Source organism: Streptomyces sp. ALB3 (genome assembly GCF_044385685.1).
Classification (GTDB): domain Bacteria; phylum Actinomycetota; class Actinomycetes; order Streptomycetales; family Streptomycetaceae; genus Streptomyces.
In genome coordinates this window covers 77,407-103,658 of record NZ_JBISCE010000008.1, presented here as the reverse complement: position 1 = coordinate 103,658, position 26,252 = coordinate 77,407, and the positions used below count along the sequence as shown (strand labels likewise).

The window sequence follows — 26,252 nt, the reverse complement described above, 5'->3', positions numbered from 1 at the left end:
GGCGAGGGGCTTCAGGCCTCGTCGTCGTCCGGCTGCCGCACGTACCGCAGGACGCCCCACATGCTGCGCTCCAGCTCCTCCGTGGCGTCCTGTCCCGGGTCCTGGCAGTCCTCGAGCTGCTTGTACAACGCCTCGGCGTCGATGCCGGAGCCGATCAGCACCAGCTGCGTCCGACGCGGTTCGTCGCCGGCCCAGGGCTGCGGGACGAAGCGCAGGAACCTGCCGACGGTGTGCAGGGCGTACCGGTTGCCGGGGTCGCCCGCGCCGAAGTCGGCGAATCCCTTGATCCGGTAGAGACCGGCGGGCCTGGAGTCGAGGAAGGCCATGAAGCGGCGGGGGTCCAGCGGCACGTCGGCGGTGAAGGAGACGCTCTCGTACGCCGTGTGCGGATGGCTCTCACGCGTGCGTTCGTCCTCGGGGAGCAGGTCCTCGAACGTCAGTTGGCGGAAGGAGTCGTCCTCCTGCGGCCGGAGCACGGGGTCGAAGAGCAGCTCCGGGTCGATCCGTCCGTACGCGGCGCGGATGACCGCCGCCCTGCTGCCCGCGGCGTCGACCGCCTCCCGCACCGCCCGCAGCTCCGCGTCCGTGACGCGGTCGGTCTTGTTCAGGACGATCAGGTCGGCGACCGCGAGGTGGCGGTCGATCTCGGGGTGGCGCTCCCGCGTGGCGGGGAACTCGGCGGTGTCGACCACCTCGACCAGTCCCCCGTAACGGATGCGCGGATTGTCGCTGGCGAGCAGCATCCGTACGAGTTCCTGGGGCTCGGCGAGACCGCTCGCCTCGATGACGATCACGTCGAGCCTGGCCGCGGGCCGGGTCAGCGTCTCCAGGTAGGTGTCGAGCTCGCTCGCGTCCACGGCGCAGCACAGGCAGCCGTTGCCCAGGGAGACCGTCGAACCGACCTGTCCCGCGACGGTCATGGCGTCGATCTCGATGGCTCCGAAGTCGTTGACGATGACGCCGATCCGGTTGCCAGCCCGGTTGCGGAGCAGATGGTTGAGCAGCGTGGTCTTGCCGGAACCGAGGAACCCCGCCAGGACGACGACCGGGATCTGCGGGGCGTGGGGCGGGGTCAACGGGGCCTTCCTCGGGTCGGTCAGCTTGCTGGCACGGGGTGCGGAGGCGGGCTGCCGACATAGCGGGCCGCCGGGCGGATGATCTTCGAGTCCTCCGCCTGCTCCAGGATATTGGCGCTCCAGCCGACCATGCGCGCGGCACAGAAGGTGGGGGTGAACATCGCTCGGGGCAGTCCGCAGAGCTCCATGACGACGCCGGCGTAGAACTCGACGTTCGTGTGCAGTTCGCGCCCCGGTTTGAGCTCCGCGAGGATCGCCTCCACCTGGCGTTCGACCTCGACGGCGAAGTCGACGAGCGGGCCGCCGAAGCTCTGCGCGACCGAGCGGAGCATGCGTGAGCGCGGGTCCTCGGTGCGGTAGACGGGGTGGCCGAATCCCATGATCCGCTCCCCCGCGAGCACCCGCTCACGGATCCAGCCGTCGATCCGGTCCGGTGTACCGATGGCGTCCAGGGTGTCCAGCGCCCGGCTGGGAGCACCGCCGTGCAGCGGCCCGGAGAGCGCGCCCACGGCTCCCACGAGGCAGGCGGCGACGTCGGCGCCGGTGGAGGCGATCACCCGGGCGGTGAAGGTGGAGGCGTTGAACCCGTGGTCGACGGTGGAGACGAGATACCGCTCGACGGCCGCCGCCCGTGCGGCGTCCGGCTCCTCACCGGTGAGCATGTACAGATAGTTCGCGGCGAACGGCAGGTCGTCACGCGGTTCGACCGGTTCCAGCCCCTCGCCGAGGCGGTACAGGGCGGTCAGCACGGTGGGGACCGCGGCGCACACGGCGAGCGCGTCCTCGCGGCGGCGGTCGGCGCCGATGTCGTACACGGGGCGGAAGCCGGAGGAGGCACCGAGCAGCGAGAGCGCGGTACGCAGTCCGGAGAGCGGGCCGGAGACCACGCCCGCCCGGGCGATGGCGGGCAGCGCCTGCCGTATCCCGTCGGGCAGCCGACGGAGTCGGGCGGTGCGGGCGGCGAAGCCGGCGCTCGCCGCCCGGTCGGGCAGCTCGCCGTGGAACATCAGGTACCAGACGTCCTCGAAGCGGCGGTTCAGCGCCAGGTCGATCGCCGAGTACTGCCGGTAGTGGTAGAAGCCCTCGCGTCCGCGCACGTCCCCGAGCGCGGTGTCGGTGACGATCACGCCCGCGAGCCCGCGGGGCACGTCGAGCGGGGTGGTTTCCGTGTGCGGGACGGACATGACGGGTCTCTCCTCCACCGATGAACGGACTATGCATTCGATGTTCTTGGTTGACCACACCTCTGTCAACGTTGATTCAATCAATACAAGAAGGCGTGAAGAGTGATCGGCGTCCATGGATGCGGATACGGTTGCGTCATGACGCATGACTCGGCGCAGGGAGACCGAACGCAGGGCGCGGCAGCCGGAAGCGGGACGGCCGCCCCCCGGCTCACGACCGCGGAGGTGGCCGAGCGGCTCGGGGTGAAGCCCGAGACCGTCTACGCGTACGTGAGCCGGGGGCAGCTGGCCAGCCGACGCGCTCCCGGCGGGCGCGGCAGTACGTTCGACGCCGCCGAGGTCGACGCCCTGGCCCGCCGGACCGCACGCAGGGAGCCTTCACCGTCCGCCCCCGGCGACCTGGTCTTCCGTACCGGCATCACGCTCATCACCCCGGACCGCTACTTCTTCCGCGGCGTCGACGCGACCGAGATCGCCCGCCGTCACACCTACGAGGAGGTCGCCGAGTGGCTCTGGACCGGTGAGCTCCGCCCGGGCATCCGCTTCGTCGCGGCACCCGAGCCGCTCGCGGCAGCACGGCGGACCGCCGCGACCCTGCCGCCGCACAGCAGCTCGACGGACCGGCTCCGGGCAGCGGTCGCCGCAGCCGCGTCGGCCGATCCCCTGCGGTTCGACCTCTCACCCGCGGGAGTGCTCACGAGCGCACGCAGTCTGATCCCCACCCTGGTGGGAGCCCTGCCGGCCGTCGGGGAGCCGGATGACACGGAGGTGGCCTCCCTCGCCGCCGCGCTCTGGCCGAAGCTCTCCGCGCGGCCCGCGGACTCGGCCTCGCTGGCGGTGCTGGACGCGGCGCTCGTCCTGCTGGCCGACCACGACCTGGCGGCCTCGACCCTGGCGGCACGTGTCGCCGCGTCGACCCACGCGCATCCCTACGCCGTGGTCTCCGCAGGCCTGGGCGTGCTGGAGGGCCCTCTCCACGGCGCGGCCAGCGGGCAGGCGCACCGCATGCTGCGAGAAGTCGTGGACCGGGGCAGCGCGGCTCCGGTGGTCGCGGATCACCTGCGCACGGGCAGGCGGGTTCCCGGGCTCGGCCATCGCCTCTACACGGGCGAGGACCCACGGGCGGGCGTGCTGTTCGCACTGCTGGCGGAGATGCCGGAGGCGGCCCCGGTCATCTCGGCGGCCCGCGACGTGGTCGCGACCACCGCACGCCACTCGGCCCTGCACGCCAACGTCGACCTGGCTCTGGCCGTCCTCTCGGTCGCGTGCGGTATGCCCGCCGAGACGGGCGAGACGGTCTTCGCCGTCTCACGCACGGCGGGCTGGATCGCGCACGCCATGGAGGAGTACGCGGAACAGCCGCTGCGCATGCGGCCCAGCGGGCAGTACACGGGCCCGCGCCCGCCGCAGCCGCTGCCCGCGCCGGAAACCCCTGTCCCTGGGACGTGACGTCCCAGGGAGCTCGGGCCTGCAAATTAGCTACAGCCCGGAGAAATGCGCGCCGGGCCCCCTACCGGGGAGGCCGGGCCGTCGAACCACGGACGACCAGCTCCGGCTCGAAGAGGAGTTCGTCGGACGGCACCGCACGCCCCCCGATCTGCACCGAGAGCAGTTCGACCGCGGCCCTGCCCATGGCTTCGATCGGCTGGCGCACCGTGGTCAGCGGAGGTTCGGTGCAGTTCATGAACGCCGAGTCGTCGTAACCGACGACGGAGACGTCACCGGGCACCGACAGTCCTCGGCGGCGCGCCGCCCGTACCGCGCCCAGGGCCAGCGGGTCGCTGGCACAGATGAACCCGGTGACCCCCTGGTCGAGCAGTCGCGTGGCGGCGGCCTGGCCGCCCTCCAGCGAGAACATGGCCCTGGCCACCCACTCGTCCGGCACGGTGGCACCCGACTGGGCGGCCAGCGCGCGGACGGCGGCCAGCTTGCGCTGCGAGGGAACGTGATCGGCCGGCCCCAGGACGAAGCCGATGCGTTCGTGGCCGAGAGAGACAAGATGCCGCCAGGCCTGCTCGACGGCTACCGAGTCGTCGCACGAGACGCCGGGGAACCCGAGGTGGGCGATGGCGGCGTTGATCAGGACCACCGGGATCTTCCGGTCGGCAAGCACCTTGTAGTGATCGTGGGGGGCGTCGGCCTGGGCGTAGAGCCCGCCCGCGAACACGACTCCGGACACCTGCTGCTGCAGGAGGAGCTCGACGTAGTCGGCCTCGGACACCCCGCCCTTGGTCTGCGTGCAGAGCACCGGGGTCAGCCCCTGCTGGGCCAGCGCGCCCCCGACCACTTCGGCGAAGGCCGGGAAGATCGGGTTCTGCAGCTCGGGCAGGACCAGCCCCACCAGCCGGGCGCGCTCGCCGCGGAGCTGCGTCGGACGCTCGTAGCCGAGCACGTCCAGGGCGGAGAGGACAGCTTGCCGTGTGGCGTCGGAGACGCCCGGCTTGCCGTTCAGCACGCGGCTGACCGTGGCCTCGCTGACTCCTACCTTCTGGGCAACCTGAGCAAGTCGTCGCGTCATGAACGCAAGATTAGCGCAAAAAACGCAAAAAGATTGCGTCGGGGCGAATCCTCGTTGAACGCTCACAGATGCAGGGCGGGGAGGCAAGGTCCCTGTTCCCCCGGCCCCTCCTCCGCGACCGACCGCCGGCTCTCCGCGCCGCCCCGGCCCGCCGCTGCCTACGGCCGGAGCACGGGTGGCCGCCGGCCGGCTGCGGGCCACGGGGGCGCGGAAATTTCGGGGAGCGCGCTTCGCCGTCTACCGTTCGTACGATGAGCGCCCCTCCGACCATCCCACGGGGCCCGCGCCGGTTCGGCTGGCCGAAGCGGGTCTTCTCGCAGGTCCTGCTGATGCAGCTGGCCATCGTCACCGGAGTCACGGTCCTCGTCACGGGCCTCTTCCTGGCGCCCCTGAGTGCCCAGCTCGACGACCAGGCCATGCGCCGCGCCCTGGCGATCGCGCAGAGCACGGCCGCGCAGCCGCAGATAGCCGCCTCGCTGCTCACCACCGAGCCGCGCCCGGACGGGGCCGTCCAGGCAGCAGCGGAGCGGATCAGGCGCTCGACCGGTGCCGAGTACGTCGTGATCATGGACAGGCAGGGCGTGCGCTGGTCGCACACGGACTCCTCGCGCATCGGCGACGTCGTCTCCACCGATCCCAGCACGGCACTCGCCGGCCGGTCCGTGATGGAGATCGACAGCGGCACGCTCGGGCGTTCGGCCCGCGGCAAGGTGCCGCTGCTCGACGGATCGGACCGGGTCGTCGGTGCCGTGTCGGTCGGTATCGCCTACGACAGCGTCCGTGCCCGGCTGCTCGGCGCGATCCCGGGGCTGCTCGCCTACGCGGGCGGAGCCCTCGCCGTGGGAGCGCTGGCCGCCTATCTGATCTCCCGCCGCCTCCAGCGGCAGACCCACGACCTGGCGTTCTCCGACATCTCGGCGCTGCTGACCGAGCGCGAGGCCATGCTGCACAGCATCCGCGAGGGAGTCGTCGCGCTCGACCGCACCGGACGCATCAGGCTCATGAACGACGAGGCCCAGCGGCTGCTCGGACTCGGCCCGGACGCCGCGGGCCGTCACCTGGACGAGGCACTGGGAGAGGGCCGGACCACGGACGTCCTCGCCGGGCGGGTGGCCGGTGAGGACCTGGTGACGGTCCGTGGCAGCCGGGTGCTGCTCGCCAACCGGATGCCGACCGACGACGGCGGAGCGGTGGCCACGCTGCGCGACCGCACGGAGCTGGAGTATCTCGGCCGCGAACTGGATTCCACGCGCGGTCTGATCGACGCGCTCCGCGCTCAGGACCACGAGCACGCCAACCGGCTGCACACCCTGCTCGGGCTGCTGGAACTGGAGATGCACGAGGAAGCGGTGGAGTTCGTCACGGAGGTCGTGGGTGTCCACCGCGCGACCGCGGAGCAGGTCACCGAGAAGGTCCACGACCCCCTGCTGGCCTCGCTCCTGGTCGGCAAGGCGACCGTGGCCGCCGAGCGCGGTGTGGCTCTGCGCATGGCCCCGGAAACGCTGCTGCCGGACCGGGTCGTGGACCCGCGAGGACTCGTCACGGTCCTGGGCAATCTGGTCGACAACGCGCTGGACGCGGCCGCGGGATCGGCCGACGCGCGGATCGAGGTCGGGCTCCGGGCCGAGGGCCGTGCGGTGGTACTGCGGGTGCGCGACAGCGGTCCCGGTGTACCGGCCGATGACCACGAATCCATCTTCATGGAGGGCTGGTCGACCAAGGAGCTCCCGGCCCACGGGAAGCGCGGCCTGGGCCTGCCGCTCGTGAGACGCCTCGCCGAGCGGCAGGGCGGCAGTGTGGCCGTGGCGGGTTCGCCGGAGGGCGGGGCGGTCTTCACCGTCGTCCTTCCGGAGGCCCTCGACGAAGCGGGACCTCTCGGCGCCCACACCCCCGGCACCCCTGGTCCCCGCGACCCGGAGCGACCGGGGCCGTCCGCCCCGGATTGCCGGACGGCTTCCGTAGGGCCCACCACATCGGGAGACGCCCCGTGATCGAGGTTCTCGTCGTGGACGACGACGTACGGGTCGCCCGGATCAACGCGGCTTATGTCTCCAAGGTGCCCGGGTTCAGGGTGGCGGCCTTGGCCCACTCGGCGGCCGGGGCACTCGCCAGGATCGGCGAGCTGCCCATCGATCTGGTCCTGCTCGACCACTACCTGCCGGACCGCAACGGGCTGGCCGTCGTACGGGAGCTGCGCGGACTCGGCCACCACACCGACGTGATCATGGTGACGGCCGCCCGCGACGTCGCCACCGTTCAGGCGGCGATGCGCCACGGAGCGCTTCAGTACCTGGTGAAGCCGTTCACCTACGCGGGGCTACGCACCAGACTGGAGGCGTACGCGGCACTGCGCCGCGGCTTCGAGAGCGGCGGCGAGGCCGAACAGACGGAGGTGGACCGGTTGTTCGGGGCCCTGTGGGCCACGGGCGGGTCCGACCTCCCCAAGGGGCACTCGACGACGACCGCCGAACTGGTCCGCCAGGCCCTGCGTGCGGCCGACGGGCCGCTCTCCGCGCAGGAGGTCGCGGAGAGCGCCGGAATGAGCCGGCAGACGGCGCAGCGTTATCTGAAGCTGCTGGAACGCACGGGCCGCGTACGCCTGTCCCTCAGGTACGGCGAGACGGGCCGCCCCGAGCACCGGTACACCTGGGCCACCGGCCCGTGACGCTGCCGGTCCGCCTCCACGCCTACGCCGCTCCCGCCCCGGTGAGCGAGCGGACCTCCGTCTCGGCGTGCTTGGCCGGGTCGGGCCGCTCCGGCGAGGTGACCGTGCCGATCCAGCCGGCCAGGAAGCCGGCCGGGATCGACACCAGCCCAGGGTTCTCCAGGGGGAAGACCGCGAGATCCACGCCGGGGAAGAGCGAAGTGGGGCTCCCCGAGACGACCGGCGAGAGCAGGACGAGCACGACGGCGGGTACCAGGCCGCCGTACACGGCCCAGACCGCTCCTCGCGTGGTGAAGTTCCGCCAGAACAGCGAGTAGAGCAGCGCCGGGAGGTTGGCGGAGGCGGCGACCGCGAAGGCCAGCCCCACGAGGAACGCCACGTTCAGATCCTGCGCGAGCAGGCCGAGTGCGATGGCGACCACCCCGATGCCCGCCGCGGCGACCCGGGCGACACCTACCTCGCTCCGCGGCTCGGCGCCCGGCCGCCGGAAAGACGCGTAGAGGTCGTGCGCCACGGAGGCGGAGGAGGCCAGAGTGATCCCGGCGACGACGGCGAGGATCGTGGCGAAGGCGATGGCGGCCACGACGGCGAAGAGCACCGTGCCGCCCGTGGAGCCCTCGCCCCCTCCCAGCACCAGCGCCAGGAGCGGAACCGCCGTGTTCCCCGAGGCGTTGGATGCCCGGACGTCGGCGGAGCCGACGAGCGCGGCCGCTCCGAACCCCAGCACGATGGTCATCAGGTAGAAGCTGCCGATCAGCCCGATGGACCAGACGACGGAGCGGCGGGCGGCGCGGGCCGTCGGGACGGTGTAGAAGCGCGACAGGATGTGCGGAAGGCCGGCGGTGCCGAGGACGAGCGCCAGGCCCAGGCTGATGAAGTCGAAACGGGCCGTCCAGCTCCCGCCGTACCTCAGTCCCGGTGACAGGAAGTCCTTGCCCTGACCGCTGCGCTCGGCGGCGGAGGTGAGCAGGGCACCGAAGTCGCCGTGGAACCGGACGAGGACGAGCACGGTGAGCGCGACGGCACCGGCCATCAGCAGGACCGCCTTGACGATCTGGATCCACGTCGTGGCGCGCATCCCGCCGAGCGACACGTAGATCACCATCAGCGCTCCGACCCCGACCACGGTCCATGACCTGGCGGTGTCGCTCGTCCCGCCGAGCAGCAGTGCGACCAGGCTCCCCGCGCCCACCATCTGGGCCACCAGGTACAGCACCGAGACGGTGACGGACGAGGTGCCGACCGCTGTGCGCACCGGGCGCTCGGCCATGCGGGCGGCGACCACGTCGGCCAGCGTGAACCGCCCGCAGTTGCGCACGAGTTCGGCGACGAGAAGCAGGACGACGAGCCAGGCCACGAGGAATCCGACGGAGTAGAGCATGCCGTCGTAGCCGAAGAGCGCGATCAGCCCCGAGATGCCGAGGAAGGACGCCGCGGACATGTAGTCGCCGGCGATGGCGAATCCGTTCTCCATGGGCGAGAACAGCCGTCCGCCCGCGTAGAACTCCTCGGCGGACCCCTGTCTGTTGCGGCCGGCCCAGGTGGTGATGCCGAGTGTCACGGCGATGAACACGCTGAACAGCAGCAACGCCAGCGTCTGGTGGTCCCCCCTCACCGGCCGGCCCCTCTTGTCATCTCCTGGGTCTCCCAGCGCAGTTCGAGCGCGTCACGGTCCCGGTGCAGACGCGCGTGCCGTGCGTAGGCCCAGGTGAGCAGGAAGGTGGTGAGGAACTGTCCGAGTCCTGCCAGCATGGCCACGTTGAGCACACCGATGACGGGGCGCGCCATCAGGTCGTGCGCGGTGGTGGCCGCGATGACGTAGGCGAGGTACCAGAGCAGGAAGGCGGCCGCGGCGGGACCCACGAACCGCCGGTAGCGACGGCGCACTTCGCGGAACGCGGGGCTCCTCTGCACCTCCAGGTAGATCTCGGCCGCGCTGTGGCTGTGCCGCTCCGTCGAACCGGACGGTTCCTCGGCCGGGCCGGCCCCCGCACCACCCGGCACGTCCCACCCGACGGCCGGTGTCCCGCACCACGGGTCGTCGGACCGCGCCGCTGCCGCGTCCGGCCCTGCTTCCTTCTCCACCGACAACTCCCTTGTCCACGAACCTTTTCGGCCGCGTAGCCAAGAATGGGCAGACCGGGAAGATCCCGGGCACTTCATTCGCCGTGCTTCACCATTTCAGGTGACGGAAGTGCCGGGTGGGCGCGCGAGCCGGGCCCTTTCGCCTAGTGCACGGGCGCGGCTCCGGGCCGGACCCGCTGGCAGAAGGCGCACTGCCGGAGGCCGGTTCCCGGCATCCGCGGCTTGGGTGCCACCGCGTCCCGTCGGCTCTCCGGCAGTCCCGGGACGCCTGTCCGCACGGCATGCTTCCGGCAGCGGCCGGTACCTGCGCGCCGCCCTTCCGCACGGTGTGTGACGCTTCCGCACTCAGCCGTCCAGCGCCCTGCCCCCAACACCCGGGCCGGGCTCACAGGCCGCGAGGCGGCACAGGAAGCCGCCGCGTGGGAATCACCTCCCCGCGCGGCGTGAAGAGCGCCTGACGCGCCCCACAGGGCCTGTGCGCGCCACCGCACGCGCCGCGCCGCCCTCCTGGAGGCACCGTGTCACGGCGGGAGACGCACCGGCCGCGGGACCGGGCGCACGGGGGGCCGGCCGCGGGACCGGGCCCCCGGACGGGCGGAGAGGCTCTCCGCCCTCGGAGGGCGGGCGCGGGACTGCCTCAGACGTCGATACGCGACCGGTCCAGGGTGGCGGCGGAACTGGTGATGAACTCCTTGCGGGGAGCCACCTCGTTACCCATCAGCAGGTCGAAGACCTGCTCGGAGGATTCGAGGTCCCCGATGTTGATCCGGCGCAGCGTGCGGTGGCGCGGGTCCATCGTGGTCTCCGCCAGCTGGTCCGCGTCCATCTCGCCGAGGCCCTTGTACCGCTGGATCGAGTCCTTGAACCGGACGTTCTTCCGCTGCAGCTCCAGGAGCGTCTGCCGGAGCTCGTTGTCGGAGTAGGTGTAGATGTACTTGTCCTGGCCCTTCTTGGGCTGGACGAGCTCGATCCGGTGCAGCGGCGGCACCGCGGCGAAGACCCGGCCCGCCTCGACCATCGGCCGCATGTAGCGCTGGAAGAGCGTGAGCAGCAGGGTGCGGATGTGCGAGCCGTCGACGTCGGCGTCGGTCATCATGATGACCTTGCCGTACCGCGCCGCGTCGATGTCGAAGGTGCGCCCGGACCCTGCTCCTATGACCTGGATGATGGCCCCGCACTCAGCGTTCTTGAGCATGTCCGAGACAGAGGACTTCTGGACGTTGAGGATCTTCCCACGGATGGGGAGCAGGGCCTGGAACTCACTGTTGCGCGCGAGCTTCGCGGTGCCGAGGGCCGAGTCACCCTCCACGATGAAGAGCTCGCTGCGCTCCACGTCGTCGCTCCGGCAGTCCGCGAGCTTCGCGGGCAGCGAGGAGGACTCGAGCGCGGTCTTGCGCCGCTGCGCGTCCTTGTGCTGCCGGGCCGCGATGCGGGTGCGGGCGGCTGCCACGGCCTTGTCCAGCACTGCCCTGGCCTGCGCCTTGGCATCACGCTTCGTGGACGTCAGGAACGCCTTGAGTTCCTTGGCGACCACATTGGCCACGATCCGGTTGGCCGCCGAGGTACCCAGCACCTCCTTGGTCTGCCCCTCGAACTGCGGCTCCGCGAGCCGCACGGTGACGACCGCGGTCAGGCCCTCCAGTGCGTCGTCCTTGACGATGTCGTCCTCCGCCACCCGCAGCAGCTTGGAGGAGCGCAGGACCTCGTTCACCGTCTTCGTGAGCGAGCGCTCGAAGCCGCTGACGTGGGTGCCGCCCTTGGGGGTGGCGATGATGTTGACGAAGGACCTGACGGTGGTGTCGTAGCCGGTCCCCCAGCGCAGTGCGATGTCGACACCCAGCTCTCGGGTGACCTCGGTCGCCGTCATGTGCCCGCGGTCGTCCAGGACCGGCACGGTCTCCTTGAAGGTTCCCGTTCCGGTCAGGCGCTGGACGTCGCAGACGGCCTTGTCCTGCGCCAGGTACTCGCAGAACTCACTGATGCCGCCGTCGTAGTGGAACGTCTCCTCCGTCTTGCCCTCGCCGTCGATGCCCCGCTCGTCGCGTACGACGAGGGTGAGGCCGGGCACGAGGAACGCGGTCTGGCGGGCCCGCTGGTACAGCGTCTCCAGGTCGAGCTTCGCGTCCTTGAGGAAGATCTGGCGGTCCGCCCAGTACCGCGTACGGGTACCCGTACGCGTCTTGGGGACGCGCTTGCCCTTGCGGAGGCCGTTGGCGGGGTCGAAGGGGCTGTCCGGCCCCTGCTCGGTGAAGATGCCAGGGACGCCGCGCCGGAAGCTGATGGAGTGGGTGGCGCTGTTGCGGTCGACCTCGATGTCCAGCCTGGCGGAGAGCGCGTTCACCACCGAGGCGCCGACCCCGTGCAGGCCTCCCGACGCCGAGTAGGACCCGCCGCCGAACTTTCCGCCGGCGTGCAGCTTGGTCATGACGACCTCGACGCCGGAGAGCCCGGTCTTGGGCTCCACGTCGACCGGGATGCCCCGGCCGTTGTCGCGGACCTCCACGGAGGAGTCGTCGTGGAGGATGACCTCGATGCTGTCGCAGTAACCGCCGAGGGCCTCGTCGACCGAGTTGTCGATGATCTCCCAGAGGCAGTGCATCAGTCCGCGGCTGTCCGTGGACCCGATGTACATACCGGGGCGCTTGCGGACCGCTTCGAGTCCCTCGAGGACGAGAAGGTGCCGCGCGGTGTAGTTGGAGCTGTCCCTGTCTGAGCCGCCTGCTCCGGTCAGCAGCGCAGTGGACGGCACGGAATCGGCGGTCACGCGGTTCGCTCCTCGCTGAATTTCATTGGGGGCCCAGTGGGTAGCGGGCTCGGCCTCGGTAGCCGCTGAGAGCCTACCGAGGCCTGGTAGAGCGGTTGTAACGCCACCCAGGGGGAATCCTTATGCTAGTCCAGCCTCGCATACGCGTTCGATCATTCGTTAGGGTGACGTGCACATCACGTTCCCTTCGAGGCATGAACCATTTAGGCTCCGGGCACGTCCTCATGAACAACCGGCAAGCCAGCCGGCGGACCGGCCCCCGCAAGCAACGCGAAACCGTAGCGCTACGCAATACGGCACATTCGCCGCCAACCGGCAACAGACAGCCATCCCGACAAGAAGTTTCGAAGAAATGCCACGAGCGGGAACGTTTTCGGCCTGGTTGGATGTTGACCCTGGTACGACAGCTCGTCGAGCTAGAGAAGAGGCGACGTGACTACTGTTCTGACCCCCGCGAGCCCGCTGACCGCAGCAGACCGCTGTGACCGTTGCGGCGCCCAGGCCTACCTGCGCGTCGTCCTCATCAGCGGCGGTGAACTGCTCTTCTGCGCCCACCACGGGCGCAAGTTCGAGCCGGAACTCAAGAAGATCGCCGCGGAAATACAGGATGAGACAGATCGGCTCACTGCCGTGCAGGCCAGTGCCGCCGACGAGGAACAACACTGACACCTCGCATCCACGACGAGCCATGGGTTCGGTCCAGGACCGGCCGACGGGCGGCCTCCCTCAGGGGAAAGCCGCCCGTTCTCACGTGTGGACCGAACGCGTGTTCCAGTGAACCGCCGTGGTCAGCGCCGGTCGGCCATCCACCCGATCGCCGCTGATATGCGGGTGTACACCCCGGGGCTGCCAGGGCTCCCGCAGCCACTGCCCCACGAGACGAGCCCTATGAGGCGCCCACCGGCGACCAGCGGGCCCCCGCTGTCGCCCTGACACGCGTCCCGCCCACCCGCGGTGTCACCGGCGCACAGCATCGATGAGGCGTCGTAGCCGCCCTGCGCGCCGCCCGGGTAGGCCCGGACGCACTCGCTGTCCGGCAGCACCCGCACCGGGGCGGCCCGCAGCCCCGACGCGTACGCGCCGTATCCGGTGGTGTCCCCCCAGCCGTACACCGTGGCGGCGGCCCCCGGCTCGTATGCCGCGCTCCCGGCTCCGGCCATCGGTATGACGCTGCCCTTCGGCAGGGCCCGGTCCAGAGTGAGGACCGCGAGGTCGCCCGCGTTGGTGCCCGGGTCGTACCCTGGATTGACCCAGGCGGAACGCACCGGGATCTCCTGGCCGCCCGGGCCGCTCAGCTCGTCCCTCCCGGCGATGATCCGCAGATCCCGGACCTCCGGGACCGCTGCCCCCAGGACGTCCTCCTGCAGGCAGTGGGCCGCCGTGAGCACCTGGGTGGGCGCGATCGCCACTCCGCCGCAGAACTGACCCGCACGGGTTCCCCCGAACCGGTCACGGCTCGACAGCGCTACGGTCCACGGGCTGTCCGCAACGGCCACCGGCCGCCCGCCGACGATGATGCTGTCCGCCGCCGCTGGCGCCGGAGACCCGAGCGGTATCACCGCAGCAGCGGCCGCCAGGGTGAAGGCGGTGGGAAGGGCACGGACGGGAACGCGAGGCATGGAGGCTCCTGACGCCGAGGTGGACAGTGCCCACTCAGCGTCATCCGCCACGGTGCCGACCGCACGCGGACATGGGCCGGGCCCGGAACCTGATCAGGTTCCGGGCCCGGCCCATGTCCGCGTGCGGTCGTGCGGTCTAGTCGAGGTAGTCGCGCAGCACCTGCGAACGCGACGGGTGCCGCAGCTTCGACATCGTCTTCGACTCGATCTGACGGATGCGCTCGCGCGTCACTCCGTAGACCTTCCCGATCTCGTCCAGCGTCTTCGGCTGGCCGTCGGTGAGACCGAAGCGCATCGAGACGACGCCCGCCTCGCGCTCGGAGAGCGTGTCGAGCACGGAGTGCAGCTGCTCCTGGAGCAGCGTGAAGCTCACCGCGTCCGCCGGCACGACGGCCTCGGAGTCCTCGATCAGGTCTCCGAACTCGCTGTCCCCGTCTTCACCCAGCGGGGTGTGCAGAGAGATCGGCTCGCGGCCGTACTTCTGGACCTCGATGACCTTTTCGGGGGTCATGTCGAGCTCCTTGGCCAGCTCCTCCGGAGTGGGCTCACGGCCCAGGTCCTGGAGCATCTGACGCTGCACGCGCGCGAGCTTGTTGATGACCTCGACCATGTGCACCGGGATACGGATGGTGCGGGCCTGGTCGGCCATGGCGCGGGTGATCGCCTGCCGGATCCACCAGGTGGCATAGGTGGAGAACTTGTAACCCTTGGTGTAGTCGAACTTCTCGACCGCACGGATCAGACCGAGGTTGCCCTCCTGGATGAGGTCCAGGAAGAGCATGCCGCGCCCGGTGTAACGCTTGGCCAGCGAGACCACGAGACGGAGGTTGGCCTCCAGCAGGTGGTTCTTGGCCCGGCGGCCGTCCTCGGCGATGATCTCCAGCTCGCGCTTGAGCTTCGGGGCGAGCTTGTCGGAGTTGGCGAGCTTGTCCTCGGCGAAGAGCCCCGCCTCGATGCGCTTGGCGAGCTCGACCTCCTGCTCGGCGTTGAGGAGGGGGACCTTGCCGATCTGCTTCAGGTAGTCCTTGACCGGGTCGGCCGTGGCGCCGGCGACGGCTACCTGCTGGGCAGGCGCGTCGTCCTCGTCGTCGTCGGAGAGGACGAAGCCCTTGTTCTCGCCCTCGCCCTCCTCTTCCTCACCCTTGCCGGCCTTGACTTCCTCGACCGCCTCGTCGCCGTCGAGCAGTTCGTCGTCCTGCTTGCCGGACTTCTTCGCGGCGGTCTTCTTGACCGCGGTCTTCTTCGCCGCGGCCTTCTTGGCAACCGTCTTCTTGGCTGCCGCCTTCTTCGCAGGAGCGGCGACGGCGGCGTCGTCACCCGCCACGTCCGCGCTCTCGGCCGCCGGGGCGGCAGATGCCGCGACGGTCCGCGTCACGGTCGTCTTGGCCGCGACGGTCTTGGTGGCGGTGCGCTTGACCGGGCTCTTCGCTGCGACGCTCTTGCGGGCGCGCTTAGGCGACTCCGCGGCACTGACCATCAGCGTCACACCCTCTTCCTCGAGGATCTGGTTGAGGCTGCGCAGAACATTCTTCCACTGGGTTGGCGGAATCTGGTCAGCCTCGAAGGCCCGACGCACGTCATCGCCGGCGATCTGCCCATCAGCCTTTCCCCGCTCGATGAGCGCCATCACAGACTCGGACTCGGCGATCTCCGGCGGGAGCGTACGGGATGTGCTGGCCGACACGAACAACCTCTCGGAACGATGGAAACGGCTTCCGGCCCGGCCCTGGAGAGGGCTGGAACCGACGACCGTCGGCTGGGGATGTCGCCGACGGCGCGGGCTTGGCCTCAGAACTGCACAGCGCACTGTGTGGCTGCTGTATTCCTTCCGCGGCGGTCACCTCTTAAGTCATCGCACTGTTTCGAGGAGTGTTACGCCCAATTCGCGTGGCCCCAGTCACACCTCATTCGCGACAAACAGAACCGAAGATCACATCACCGTACATACATGCCGCCGAACCGCGCGGGCCCGGCGGCACCCGGTCCATGTGCCCCGATCGTGGATGCTCAGTGCTCGCGAGGCGCGGGAACCACCCGTTCGCCGTCGGCGTGGCCGACCAGCAGCTGCCGCATGGCGCTCTCGGCGCCGGCTGCGTCACCCGACGCGAGAGCCTCCACGATCCGCGCGTGGTGACCGAGGGACGCCTCGGCGGGCCGGTCACATCCCGTGACAGGGCCGCCGGAGACATGCAGGGCCGCGTACACGATCCCGGAAAGGTGTTCGAGCATGCGATTGCCCGCCGCCTGGATCAGGAGGGCGTGGAACTCCGCGTCGGCCCGGGAGAACGTGATGGCGTCCCCCTGCCCCATCGCGTGCCCCATGATCTCGATCATGTCGCCGAGACGCTGCTGAACGTCCTCGCGTCCGTGTCCGGCGGCCAGCCGCGCGGCCAGCGGCTCGATGGTCCACCGAAGGTCCTCCAGCTCGCGGCGCTGATCGTCACGCTGGGGGCCGAAGGCGCGCCATTCGATGATGTCGGCGTCCAGCAGATTCCAGTCGCTCACCGGCCTCACCCGCGTGCCCACGTTGGGCCGCGCGCTGACCAGGCCCTTGGCCTCGAGAACGCGCAGGGATTCCCTGACAACGGTGCGGGAGACCTCGAAGCGCTGGCCGATCTCCTCCGGCACGAGCGGCCGGTCGGCACCCAGGTCCCCGGAAACGATCATCTGGCCGAGCTGCTGAACCAGTTGGCCGTGAAGCCCACGGCCGCGACTGGCCGCGCCTCGCCGGCTCGCCGCCCGCCCCAGATCGGATTCGGTACCGCCCCATGAACGGAGGGCGGCCCGCTCGCCGGCCGGCGCCTCCGTGTAGGGGTAGCTGTCGAGTTCGCCCGGACCGGCGAGGCCGGAGTCGGCGGAGCGGGCGGCGGTCATCATGGTGTGCGCAAGGGTACTCACGCATCCTTTGTCGGCGTGGCTCACCCGCCCCTTGAGGTCTTTGCTGAAAAGCACACGAAAGGGTGATCGGCAACCGCCTTTCAATTGACGCCCTATCGGCAGGAATCACACCTTTTCTTGCCAGTTGTCGGAAACGAGAGTGATGCGGCCGGGGCTCAGGTCACCAACGAGCTCTTCCGCGAAGGCTGGTGAACACGTACGCACAGACCAGGGCGGACAGCGACAAGGACAGGGCCAGCCCCACGGGTTGGGCCACGACCCGCACGGCTGCCATCGCCCAGCGGTCCGCCTCGTACGGCCACTGCAGCCAGCCGAGTTCACGCAGCCGGCCCGGCAGTCCCGCGATCGAACGGGCGGACGGCCCCGCGAGGAGCTTCTGCACCAACGGCACGACGAGGACCGGCACCGCGAGCACTGCGGCGACTCCGGCACCGGCCATCCGGAACACTCCGGCGCCCAGAAGCCCCGCCCAGGCACATCCGACCGACAGTCCGGCGTAACTGGCCGCGAGCCGGGGCGCGTTCGCAGGTACGGCCATCAAGTCGCCGCCGTACAGGAGACGGAGGGCTTGGGCGTCCGCCAGTACGGAGAGCAGTGCGAGCAGCAGCGCGACACCCGCAGAGACGACCAGTTTGGCCAGCAGGAGACCGAGACGGCGCGGCACCGTTCCCCGTCCCGCCGCGAGCGCCGGATACCGGAACTCGTCGCCGAAGGACAGAGCTCCCAGCAGGCCGGCGGCGAACGCCGCGGGCGGCAGCGGCAGCAGGTCCGGCCAGGCGGCGAGGAGATACGGGAGATCCGCCGTCCCGGCGCGGGCCAGGAGGACGGAGACGACCACCGAGACGACGGGGACGGCCGCCATGATCAGAACGGTCGTCCTCACCCCGAAGAGACGGCGCAGTTCGTACCGGACGGGCCGGAGCGGACCACGGGCCGGGCGCACGGGGATCGGCGGGGGCAACTCCGAGAGGGGCACGGTCGAGGCCGGCCCGGACGCGGCGGCCTTCCCCCGGTCCCGGCCCTCGCCCACCGTCCGCGCAGGAGCAGCCGCAGGGCCCGCGTCGCCGGTCTCGTCGGCGAGTTGGTGGACGGGGAGGCCGTGCCGGTACGCCGTGTCCCCGATCTCCGCGCACGTCGCTCCGTACACCGACAGTCGGCTGCCGTCCTCGGCGACCACTTCGACCGAGCGCTGAGCCGCGCGGGCCTCACGGCTCACCACAGCGGCCAGCCTGGCCGCGTGCGGGGTACGCACGGCCACCCGGGGACGCAGGCGGGTGCGCGAGAAGTCGGCGACGTCCTGGTCCGCGACGAGACGGCCCTCGTCGACGGTGACCACGCGGTCGGCCACGCGAACGGCCTCCTTGGGGTCACCGGTCGTGTGCAGGACCGTGCCGCCTTCGGCCGCGTGTGCGCGGAGCAGGCCGTGGAGCCAGCTCCTCTCCCGCGGCGACAGCCCTGCGGTGGGCTCGTCGAGTACGAGCGTATGGGGGTCACCGAGCAGCGCGGAGGCGAGGCCGAGCCGCCGGTCCATACCCGCCGAGAGGGTTCCGATGCGCTGGTCCCCCAGCCCGGCGAGACCCACGACCTCCAGCAGTTCGTCGGCTCGCGAGGCGGGCACTCCCGCTGCGGCACAGAGCATGCGGAGCTGACCGCGCGCGGTGCGCGCCGGATGCCCCGGCACGTCTCCGAGCAACACCCCTACCTCCCTGGCGGGGTGGCCGATGCGGTGCAGCGGGCGGCCCCTGAAGTAGGTGACGCCCCGCCCCGCCTCGAGCTCGAGCATCAGGCGCAGGGCTGTGGACTTGCCGGAGCCGGGGGCTCCGAGCAGGGTGGTGACGCTGCCGGACGGGGCTTCGAAGGTCAGGTCGTCCACGACGGGGGGACCGTCGCGGCGGGGGGCGCTGGTGAGTCCGATGGCCTGGAGCATCGCTTCTCTCGCAGAGGGTGTGACCGCTCGGCGGCAGGGTGGAGTACCCCAGCAAGATAACGCGACATTTCGGACTTTCGGCGCACCGGTGCTTCTGTGGGCGTTCCGCGGGCCCGCGCGATGTGAGATCGCGGGCCGGGCCGCTCAGACCTCCGGCCGCAGCATCGGAGGGTTGAGAACGGTCGCCGTGCCGGCCCGGAAGAGCTGCGCGGGGCGGCCTCCCTGCCGCGTGGTCGTACCGCCGGACGGGACCAGGAAGCCGGGCGTGCCGGTGACCTTGCGATGGAAGTTCCGGGGGTCGAGGACCACCCCCACACCGCCTCGTACACCCTGCGCAGCTCACCGACCGTGAACTCGGGCGGACAGAACGCCGTGGCGAGCGAGGAATACTCGATCTTGGAACGGGCTCGCTCCACCCCGTCGCCGAGGATCCGCGCGTGGTCGAAGGCCAGCGGCGCGGACTGTTCGTCGTCGCGGCCGAAGTCGCCCCCCGCCCCCAGCAGGTCATCCACCGCGGCCCACCGCGCGCTGTTCGCGTCGCCTCCGGCCCGCGGGGCGGGAAGGTCGGGCGCCAGTGCGAGGTGCGCGACACTGACGACCCTCATCCGGGGATCGCGGCCGGGGTCGCCGTAGGTGGCCAGCTGTTCGAGGTGGGCGCCGTTTCCGACGGCGGGGGCAGCGGCGTCGTGCGCGCAGAGCCCCGTCTCCTCGACGAGCTCACGCGCTGCCGCCGCGGCGAGATCCTCGTCGGTTCTGACGAATCCGCCCGGCAGCGCCCACCGCCCCTTGAACGGCGGTTCACCACGGCGCACCACCAACGCACAGAGCGCGTGACGGCGCACCGTGAGGACAACCAGGTCGACGGTGACAGCGAAGGGCGGGAAGGTCGACGGGTCGTAGGGCGGCATGCCGAAATCATAGTCGTCTTCCTGACGATAAACACGCCCTTCGCCACACCTGCTTCCGCTGGTCGCGGTACGGCGTCCGCTCGTGCCCGGCCGGGCGGGGCTCCCGACCGGGCCCCGAGGAGTGGAGGCCCGTCAGTCGCGGCTCCTGGCGCCACGGGGCCCCAGCCGCCGGGGGTCACGGCCACGGTCCCGGCCCACGGCGCCCGGTCGTGAGGCGGCTCCGGGTGCCGGCCTGCCCGGTGCCTTCCCTTTGCGCCTGCCGGACGGGCTGGCGGTCCGTGGCTCGGTCCGCCGGACCACGGACCGCCCACGGTGATCCAGGGACGTGCCGACGTCTCCCTGGCCGTCGCGCCGGGTGCGCTCCCCCCGGAGGCAGCGCCGCAGTGTTTCCGGATCGAGGCCCTGGTTGCACGCCTGGTGCAGGAGTTGGGCGAACGTGTAGTGCGGGTCGGCGCGCAGGGCGAGCCCCAGCGCCACCCTGGCGCCCGCCTCGTCGCCGGTGGACCACGAGACCCAGCCGGCCAGCGCGAGAGGGGCCGCCGCGTGCTCCACGTAGGGCCCGACACAGCGACGTGCGAGCACGTGCCACAAGCGCAGCGCCGTCTCCGCCTCCCTGCCCTCCATCCACTCCGCGGCCCGGTCCCTCGTCTCACGGTCCTGCAGACCGAGAATCACAGCAGCCGCCTCGTCCGGAGCGATCAGACCGTCGTCCCCGCCGTCCGTACCGGCGGTGCCCACGGCCGGCGCTCGCCCGAGGCGTCCCATGAGGTCCCGCGCGAGTGCCAGGGTCTCGCCCGCCACTTCACCTCGCCCCTCGGCGTCGAGGATCCGCGACACCAGCACGGCGCCCGCCGAATCCAGGGCGCGCTCCTGCTCCCGCGCCACCGTGGACTCCCCCGGCATGAGGCGGGCCTCCATCTCCCGCAGCGATCCGCGCACCTGCACACCGGCGTACGCGGCCGCGGCCGCCATCACCGTGGTGCCGGGCAGCGCCAGCGGATTGCCCTCGGGCGGGCAGCAGCGGTCATCGGGGCAGCAGTAGGACCAGTAACGGCCGTCGGAGATGCAGAGGGCTTCGAGCACGGGAACGTCGAGCGCTCCGCAGGCCGTACGCAGAAGCTGCGCGAGTGGCCTCAGCCTCTCCATGGCCTGGGGGGCACGCTCCCCCTCGGCCGGGTCCTGGCAGAGGAAGACGACAACCGCGTCAGGGCGGGATTCCCGCTTCTCGCTGCCCGTGATCAGGCATTCGGCCAGTTGGCCGGCGACCGGCGCCCACTCCTGCGGATCGTGCGGGATGCCCATCCTCAGTCTGCCGCCGAAGCGGCCCCGCCCACCGTGCAGGGCCACCATGACCACGCTGTCGTCCGGATGGAAGCCCAGGAGGTAGGGCAGGGCGTCGGCAAGCTCGGCCGGACCTCGCAGGGTGATCTGCTGCGCGTCGGACGGCCCGGTGGTTTCGTCGTGCTGGTTCATGGCATGACCGTCCCTCGGGGCGCCGATTTCCGCGACCCCTGTGGATAACTCTGTCCACAGGCGCCGGCCACCGTTCGCGGTTTGTCGTAGGCATCGGGTTGCATGGGGGCATGACCAACGAAGACCGCGCAGCGCTCAGGGCCTCGGCCGACTCCGTACTCGCCCGCCTGGTCGGGGACACCACCGGCGCCGCCCGGCTGCGCGAGGACCAGTGGCGCGCGATCGAGGCCCTCGTCGCCGACAAACGCAGAGCCCTGGTCGTCCAGCGGACGGGGTGGGGCAAGTCCGCGGTGTACTTCGTGGCCACGTCGCTGCTGCGCGCGGGAGGCAGCGGGCCCACAGTGATCGTCTCGCCTCTGCTCGCGCTCATGCGCAACCAGGTGGCGGCGGCGGCGAGGGCCGGTATCAGCGCCCGCACGATCAACTCCTCCAACACCGAGGAGTGGGACACCGTCCAGGCCGAGGTGGCGGCGGGCGAGGTGGACGTCCTGCTGGTCAGCCCCGAGCGGCTCAACAACCCTGACTTCCGCGACCAGGTACTGCCGCGCCTTGCCGCCGCGACGGGGCTGCTGGTGGTCGACGAGGCCCACTGCATCTCCGACTGGGGGCACGATTTCCGGCCTGACTACCGGAGACTGCGCACCATGCTCGCCGATCTGCCCACGGGAGTCCCCGTGCTCGCCACGACCGCCACCGCCAACGCCCGTGTCACCGCGGACGTCGCGGAGCAGCTCGGCACGGGGGCGGGCACGGACGCGCTGGTGCTGCGCGGTCCCCTGGACCGGGAGAGTCTCAGTCTCGGGGTGCTGCAACTGCCCAACGCCGCACACCGTCTGGCCTGGCTGGGCGACCACCTCGGGGAGTTGCCCGGCTCCGGCATCATCTACACCCTCACGGTCGCGGCGGCCGAGGAGATCACGGCCTACCTGCGCCAGTGCGGGCACCCGGTCGCGTCGTACACGGGCCGTACGGAGAACGCCGACCGGCAGCAGGCGGAGGACGACCTCCTGGCCAACCGGGTCAAGGCCCTGGTGGCCACATCCGCGCTCGGCATGGGGTTCGACAAGCCGGACCTCGGTTTCGTCGTGCATGTGGGATCGCCGTCCTCACCCATCGCCTACTACCAGCAGGTCGGCCGGGCGGGCCGCGGAGTCGAGCACGCCGAGGTCCTGCTGCTCCCGGGCAAGGAGGACGAAGCCATCTGGCAGTACTTCGCCTCGGTCGCCTTCCCCCCGGAGGAGCAGGTCCGCCGTACGCTGGACGTCCTCGCCCAGGCCGGCCGGCCCCTGTCTCTGCCCGCCATGGAACCTCTGGTCGATCTGCGGCGCACCCGCCTCGAGACCATGCTCAAGGTGCTGGACGTCGACGGCGCGGTGAAGCGGGTGAAGGGCGGCTGGATCTCCACGGGCGAGCCGTGGGTGTACGACTCCGAGCGCTACGCGTGGGTCGCACGGCAGCGGGCGACGGAACAGCAGGCCATGCGCGACTACGTCTCCTCCACCGGGTGCCGCATGGAGTTCCTCAGGCGCCAGCTGGACGACGAGGAGGCCGAAGCGTGCGGACGCTGTGACAACTGCGCGGGCGCACGCTTCGACGACAAGGTCTCCACGGCTGCCCTCGACGGCGCACGCGGGGAGCTCGGAAGGCCGGGGGTGGAGGTGGAGCCGCGCAAGATGTGGCCCACGGGGCTCTCCGCGGTGGGCGTCGATCTCAAGGGCCGCATCCCGGCGGGCGAACTGGCCTTCCCGGGGCGGGCGCTCGGCAGGCTCTCGGACATCGGCTGGGGCAACAGACTGCGGCCCCTGCTCGCGGAGCAGGCGCAGGACGCCCCGGTCCCCGACGACGTGTCGAGCGCCGTGGTCACAGTCGTCACCGACTGGGCGAAGGGACCCGGCGGGTGGGCCTCGGGAGCCCCGGACGCGTCTCCCCGGCCGGTCGGTGTCGTCACGGTCGCCTCACGCCGCAGGCCGCAGCTGGTCCACTCGCTCGGCAGCGGTATCGCCGAGGTCGGCCGGATGCCCCTGCTGGGCACGGTCACCTACGCCCCGGGCAGCGAGGAGCTCCGGATCTCCCAGACCAACAGCGCGCAGCGGGTGAAGGCGCTGCACGAGGCCCTCGTCGTGGAGCCCGCGCTGGCGGAGGCACTCGCCTCCGCGGGAGGGCCCGTCCTGCTCGTGGACGATCTCTCCGACACCGGGTGGACCCTGGCCGTGGCGGCGCGCCTCCTCCGGCGTGCGGGAGCGGAGGGCGTGTTTCCGCTGGTCCTCGCAGTCCAGGCGTGACAGCTGGCTTCGTTCGTCACCGAACGGGCAGGGATATAGGAGTCATTCCGTCAGATACCCGTCAGTCCAGCCAATTGCTCGTTGCCGCCTGCCGGTAGGCCAGGAAGAATTGGAGTCGCTCCCCGCACGGTCTTCCAGCGGGCCCGGAAGGGCTGTGCCGCGGCGCGCCCTCACTCGACCCTGCCCGCTTCGTGGGCGCGTAGCGAAGGGAGGACCGTGACCTTCGGATTCGCTCCGTCCGCAGCCACTTCACTGTCGGCATCCGCGGGCTCCGCCAACCATGTCGCCAGGATGCTCGAACCGGCCGAGTGGGCTTCGGCGGGCATACCCCTGCTACGCAGTCCGCGCGAGGTCGTCAGCGGCCTCCACGCGCGACACCGGCCGACTCCGGCCACCGCGGTCGTCGCCGTTCTCGATCACGAGGAACGGCTCACGGCCAGCGCCTCGTTCACCCGGCGGTCGACCATGGCCGCGGACGGCTGGGAGCTCAGGAACGCCCTGCTGGCACACCTGCGACGGGTGATCCCGCACGATCTGCGCCGCCGCACCCCGGTGCGTACCGCGGTTCTGCTCTACTGCCGCGAGGGGGACGAGCGTTGGACGGAGGAGGACGGGGCGTGGATGTGGGGGCTGAGGGACGCCTGCACACTGCACGGCCTCAGATGCGGGGCCTACATCACCCTGACGGGTGGCGGATGGCAGGTCCTCGGCGAGGGCAGGGGCGGTCGCAGACCGACACTGATGTCGAGACCTTCGGCTCTGGCGGACACCTCCGCCGACCTCGACCCCGTTCCGCTGCGTAGCGGCGGCGGGGCGGCCGAGGCATTGCGGCGAAGCGCGGCCAGGTAGAACGGGCCGTGGGTCCCGGCCGCCCCTCACGGACGGCCGGGACCCACGGCGTACGGCTCAGACTCCCGCGCCGAGCGCGGAATTGATCTTCTGCGGGTCTCCGCACACGATGAGCAGCGCACCGGCGCGCCCCCGCACGTCGGAAAGCACTCGGGCAGCCGTGTCGTCGAGGTCGCCGTCGACCGCGACCACGACCACGGAACGGGAGTTCCAGCGATCGGCGTCCGCCGTACGGGCGAAGAAGACGTCGTCACCCGCGTCGTGCTGGGCCCAGTAGGCGGCTTCTCCGAAGGAGAGTTCGTGAGCGGCCCAGGGGTGTGGTTCGCAGGTGGTGAGGACCAGGATGTCGCCAGGTGCCCGGCCGGAGTCGAGCAGCAGGTCGACGGTTTCATCGGCAGCGGCGACCGCGCCGTTCGCCGACGCCGGGATCAGCTGGAACTTGGGTCCGGCGGGTCCTTCCGGCGGCTGCTGCCCGGCAGAAACCGGAGCAGCGGGGGTGAGGGATGTGGGACGCGGGCGCTGCGCCGGGGGCGCGGGACGCGCGGGGCCGCGGCCCGGGCTTCCGGGACGCGGGGTGGCCGCGGAACGCGGGCCGGGTACGGGGCGGGGGGTCGGCGCGGTACGGCCGGCGGCCGGAGTGACGCGGGGACCCTGGGCGCTCTCGGGAATCTGAGGCTCCTCGGGGATGAGAGGCGTGAATGGTTGTCTGTTGCGGTCGGCGCGGCGCGCGCCGACGGGCGAATGCGCCTGTGCGATCAGAAGTCGAAGCCGAGCTGGCCCCCGCTTTCCAGTGCTGCCGCCTCGGCGGAGAACCGGACCTTCTTCAGATGCTGCCACTTGGGCAGCGCGTCGAGGTAGGCCCAGCTGAGGCGATGGTGAGGAGTAGGACCCCGTTCCTCCAGCGCCGCCCGGTGCACAGGTGACGGATAGCCGGCGTTCGCACCGAACGCGAAGTCCTCGTAAAGCCCTGCCTCCGCTCCCAGTTCGGCCATCATCGTGTCCCGGTGGACCTTGGCGATCACCGAGGCCGCCGCGACGGCGATGCAGGACTGGTCGCCCTTGATCACGGTACGGACGTTCCAGGGCGGTCCGAGGTAGTCGTGCTTGCCGTCGAGGATCACGGCGTCCGGCCGCACTGGCAGCGACTCGAGCGCCCTGACGGCCGCGAGACGGAGCGCGGCCGTCATGCCGAGCTCATCGATCTCCAGGGGTGACGCGTGCCCCAGCCCGTAGGCAGTGACCCACTTCTCGAGCATCGGGGCGAGTTCGGCCCGGCGCTTGGGACTGATCAGCTTGGAGTCGGTAAGACCCTCGGGCGGCCGGCGGAGTCCGGTGACGGCGGCGCACACGGTGACGGGGCCGGCCCACGCTCCGCGTCCGACCTCGTCGACGCCGGCGACGGTCCTGGCACCGGAGGTAGCGCGCAGTGAGCGCTCGACGGTGTGCGTGGGTGGTTCGTACGGCATGGCGCCTGCCAGGTTACGCCGATGGGCACGGCGACAACACCCCGGGGCACCGCCCAGCGGATCGGCACGTGTGCGGCCATGTCCGGAACGCCGCATTCCAGCACGCGACAGGTGTGGGCGGGGCCAAGGGAGGTGCGGTGCGGCCCCCGGAACCCGGCGGTCACCCGAAGGGCAGTCTCCGCTCACGCATTGGCACGAGCACACATTGCACCAGTGCATTCTCGACGCCGGGACACCGCGCAGAACCCTGACGCAGCACCGCGCCGAGGACGGTCCCGCCCTTCGTCCTCCTCAGTTGGAGGCCGTCACCCATACGGACACGACCACAGCGATGCACCGACCGCTCGTCGCGTCCTTCCGTAGCTCGCCCGCTCCACCCACATCGCGAACGCGAAGATCGATTGGCCCATCGTCCCGTACCACTCCGAAGCGGCTTCGACCGGGGCGCCGGACGAACGCCTGCGGATCGAACCCGGAGGCAGGGCTGAGACGGCCGTCGTCCGGCCGGCCCCGTCCGTGCGATCACCCCGAACGCGCC

At 71.1% G+C, this 26,252-nt stretch carries 19 protein-coding genes and 1 pseudogene; 6 read left to right on the top strand and 14 right to left on the bottom strand.

All coding sequences use genetic code 11. The annotated features are described in order from the left end of the window. Positions 1 to 11 precede the first annotated feature (11 nt). Both ACHFIV_RS07380 and ACHFIV_RS07375 read right to left on the bottom strand, forming a co-directional pair. Positions 12 to 1,076 (bottom strand): CobW family GTP-binding protein, encoded by a 1,065-nt coding sequence (locus tag ACHFIV_RS07380; protein ID WP_398964860.1) that lies wholly within the window; start codon positions 1,074 to 1,076, stop codon positions 12 to 14. Positions 1,077 to 1,096: 20 nt separating this feature from the next. Beyond that, complete coding sequence (locus ACHFIV_RS07375; RefSeq protein WP_398964858.1) at positions 1,097 to 2,260, bottom strand: citrate synthase/methylcitrate synthase; 1,164 nt, start codon at positions 2,258 to 2,260, stop codon at positions 1,097 to 1,099. Positions 2,261 to 2,398: 138 nt separating this feature from the next. Here ACHFIV_RS07375 and ACHFIV_RS07370 point away from each other — a divergent pair, with 138 nt between their 5' ends. Beyond that, complete coding sequence (locus ACHFIV_RS07370; RefSeq protein ID WP_398964856.1) at positions 2,399 to 3,709, top strand: citrate/2-methylcitrate synthase; 1,311 nt, start codon at positions 2,399 to 2,401, stop codon at positions 3,707 to 3,709. A gap of 61 nt (positions 3,710 to 3,770) precedes the next feature. Here ACHFIV_RS07370 and ACHFIV_RS07365 read toward each other — a convergent pair whose 3' ends face one another. Then, a complete protein-coding gene (locus tag ACHFIV_RS07365; protein WP_398964855.1) occupies positions 3,771 to 4,778 on the bottom strand; it encodes a LacI family DNA-binding transcriptional regulator in 1,008 nt (335 codons plus the stop codon). Between the two features lie 251 nt (positions 4,779 to 5,029). Here ACHFIV_RS07365 and ACHFIV_RS07360 point away from each other — a divergent pair, with 251 nt between their 5' ends. Continuing rightward, positions 5,030 to 6,769 (top strand): ATP-binding protein, encoded by a 1,740-nt coding sequence (locus ACHFIV_RS07360; protein WP_398964853.1) that lies wholly within the window; start codon positions 5,030 to 5,032, stop codon positions 6,767 to 6,769. Continuing rightward, positions 6,766 to 7,443, top strand: a complete 678-nt coding sequence (locus ACHFIV_RS07355; RefSeq protein WP_398964851.1) for a DUF7342 family protein — start codon at positions 6,766 to 6,768, stop codon at positions 7,441 to 7,443. The genes ACHFIV_RS07360 and ACHFIV_RS07355 overlap by 4 nt, the downstream gene beginning before the upstream one ends. A 22-nt stretch (positions 7,444 to 7,465) precedes the next feature. On the opposite strand, the gene ACHFIV_RS07350 is transcribed toward ACHFIV_RS07355, so the two are convergent. From ACHFIV_RS07350 to ACHFIV_RS07340, 3 genes are all read right to left on the bottom strand, one after another. Further along, positions 7,466 to 9,058, bottom strand: coding sequence for a cation acetate symporter (locus tag ACHFIV_RS07350; protein ID WP_398964849.1), 1,593 nt, complete (start codon positions 9,056 to 9,058; stop codon positions 7,466 to 7,468). Next, positions 9,055 to 9,528 carry a DUF485 domain-containing protein gene (locus ACHFIV_RS07345; protein WP_398964847.1) on the bottom strand — a complete coding sequence of 158 codons (474 nt, stop codon included), beginning with the start codon at positions 9,526 to 9,528 and terminating at the stop codon, positions 9,055 to 9,057. Before ACHFIV_RS07345 ends, ACHFIV_RS07350 begins: the two co-directional genes overlap by 4 nt. 637 nt (positions 9,529 to 10,165) lie before the next feature. After that, complete coding sequence (locus ACHFIV_RS07340; protein ID WP_398964845.1) at positions 10,166 to 12,292, bottom strand: type IIA DNA topoisomerase subunit B; 2,127 nt, start codon at positions 12,290 to 12,292, stop codon at positions 10,166 to 10,168. 432 nt (positions 12,293 to 12,724) lie between these two features. Here ACHFIV_RS07340 and ACHFIV_RS07335 point away from each other — a divergent pair, with 432 nt between their 5' ends. Beyond that, the gene (locus ACHFIV_RS07335) at positions 12,725 to 12,958 is read left to right on the top strand and encodes a DUF7455 domain-containing protein (protein ID WP_014153643.1); all 234 of its coding nucleotides are present in this window, start codon (positions 12,725 to 12,727) and stop codon (positions 12,956 to 12,958) included. Positions 12,959 to 13,080: 122 nt separating this feature from the next. Here ACHFIV_RS07335 and ACHFIV_RS07330 read toward each other — a convergent pair whose 3' ends face one another. The 6 genes and pseudogenes from ACHFIV_RS07330 to ACHFIV_RS07305 form a co-directional block, all read right to left on the bottom strand. Beyond that, positions 13,081 to 13,911, bottom strand: coding sequence for a S1 family peptidase (locus ACHFIV_RS07330; RefSeq protein ID WP_398964843.1), 831 nt, complete (start codon positions 13,909 to 13,911; stop codon positions 13,081 to 13,083). A 136-nt stretch (positions 13,912 to 14,047) separates the two neighbouring features. After that, positions 14,048 to 15,595 carry an RNA polymerase sigma factor gene (locus tag ACHFIV_RS07325; RefSeq protein ID WP_398964842.1) on the bottom strand — a complete coding sequence of 516 codons (1,548 nt, stop codon included), beginning with the start codon at positions 15,593 to 15,595 and terminating at the stop codon, positions 14,048 to 14,050. Between the two features lie 323 nt (positions 15,596 to 15,918). Next, the gene (locus ACHFIV_RS07320; RefSeq protein WP_398965938.1) at positions 15,919 to 16,788 is read right to left on the bottom strand and encodes a FadR/GntR family transcriptional regulator; all 870 of its coding nucleotides are present in this window, start codon (positions 16,786 to 16,788) and stop codon (positions 15,919 to 15,921) included. A gap of 181 nt (positions 16,789 to 16,969) precedes the next feature. Next, complete coding sequence (locus ACHFIV_RS07315) at positions 16,970 to 18,736, bottom strand: ABC transporter ATP-binding protein (protein WP_398964840.1); 1,767 nt, start codon at positions 18,734 to 18,736, stop codon at positions 16,970 to 16,972. 144 nt (positions 18,737 to 18,880) lie between these two features. Next, positions 18,881 to 19,644: pseudogene (locus ACHFIV_RS07310) on the bottom strand (NUDIX hydrolase). Positions 19,645 to 19,776: 132 nt separating this feature from the next. Next, positions 19,777 to 21,117 carry a DUF4192 domain-containing protein gene (locus ACHFIV_RS07305; protein ID WP_398964838.1) on the bottom strand — a complete coding sequence of 447 codons (1,341 nt, stop codon included), beginning with the start codon at positions 21,115 to 21,117 and terminating at the stop codon, positions 19,777 to 19,779. Between the two features lie 110 nt (positions 21,118 to 21,227). On the opposite strand from ACHFIV_RS07305, the gene ACHFIV_RS07300 reads away from it, so the two are divergent. Together ACHFIV_RS07300 and ACHFIV_RS07295 are read left to right on the top strand one after the other, a co-directional pair. Continuing rightward, on the top strand, positions 21,228 to 23,399 hold the full coding sequence (locus ACHFIV_RS07300; RefSeq protein WP_398964836.1) for a RecQ family ATP-dependent DNA helicase: 2,172 nt from the start codon (positions 21,228 to 21,230) through the stop codon (positions 23,397 to 23,399). 216 nt (positions 23,400 to 23,615) lie between these two features. Continuing rightward, on the top strand, positions 23,616 to 24,248 hold the full coding sequence (locus ACHFIV_RS07295) for a hypothetical protein (RefSeq protein ID WP_398964834.1): 633 nt from the start codon (positions 23,616 to 23,618) through the stop codon (positions 24,246 to 24,248). A 57-nt stretch (positions 24,249 to 24,305) separates the two neighbouring features. Here the strand turns inward: ACHFIV_RS07295 and ACHFIV_RS07290 are convergent, their stop codons facing one another. Then, positions 24,306 to 24,935 carry a hypothetical protein gene (locus ACHFIV_RS07290; protein ID WP_398965935.1) on the bottom strand — a complete coding sequence of 210 codons (630 nt, stop codon included), beginning with the start codon at positions 24,933 to 24,935 and terminating at the stop codon, positions 24,306 to 24,308. 68 nt (positions 24,936 to 25,003) lie between these two features. Then, the gene (locus ACHFIV_RS07285; RefSeq protein WP_398964832.1) at positions 25,004 to 25,714 is read right to left on the bottom strand and encodes a ribonuclease HII; all 711 of its coding nucleotides are present in this window, start codon (positions 25,712 to 25,714) and stop codon (positions 25,004 to 25,006) included. Positions 25,715 to 26,252: the final 538 nt, after the last annotated feature.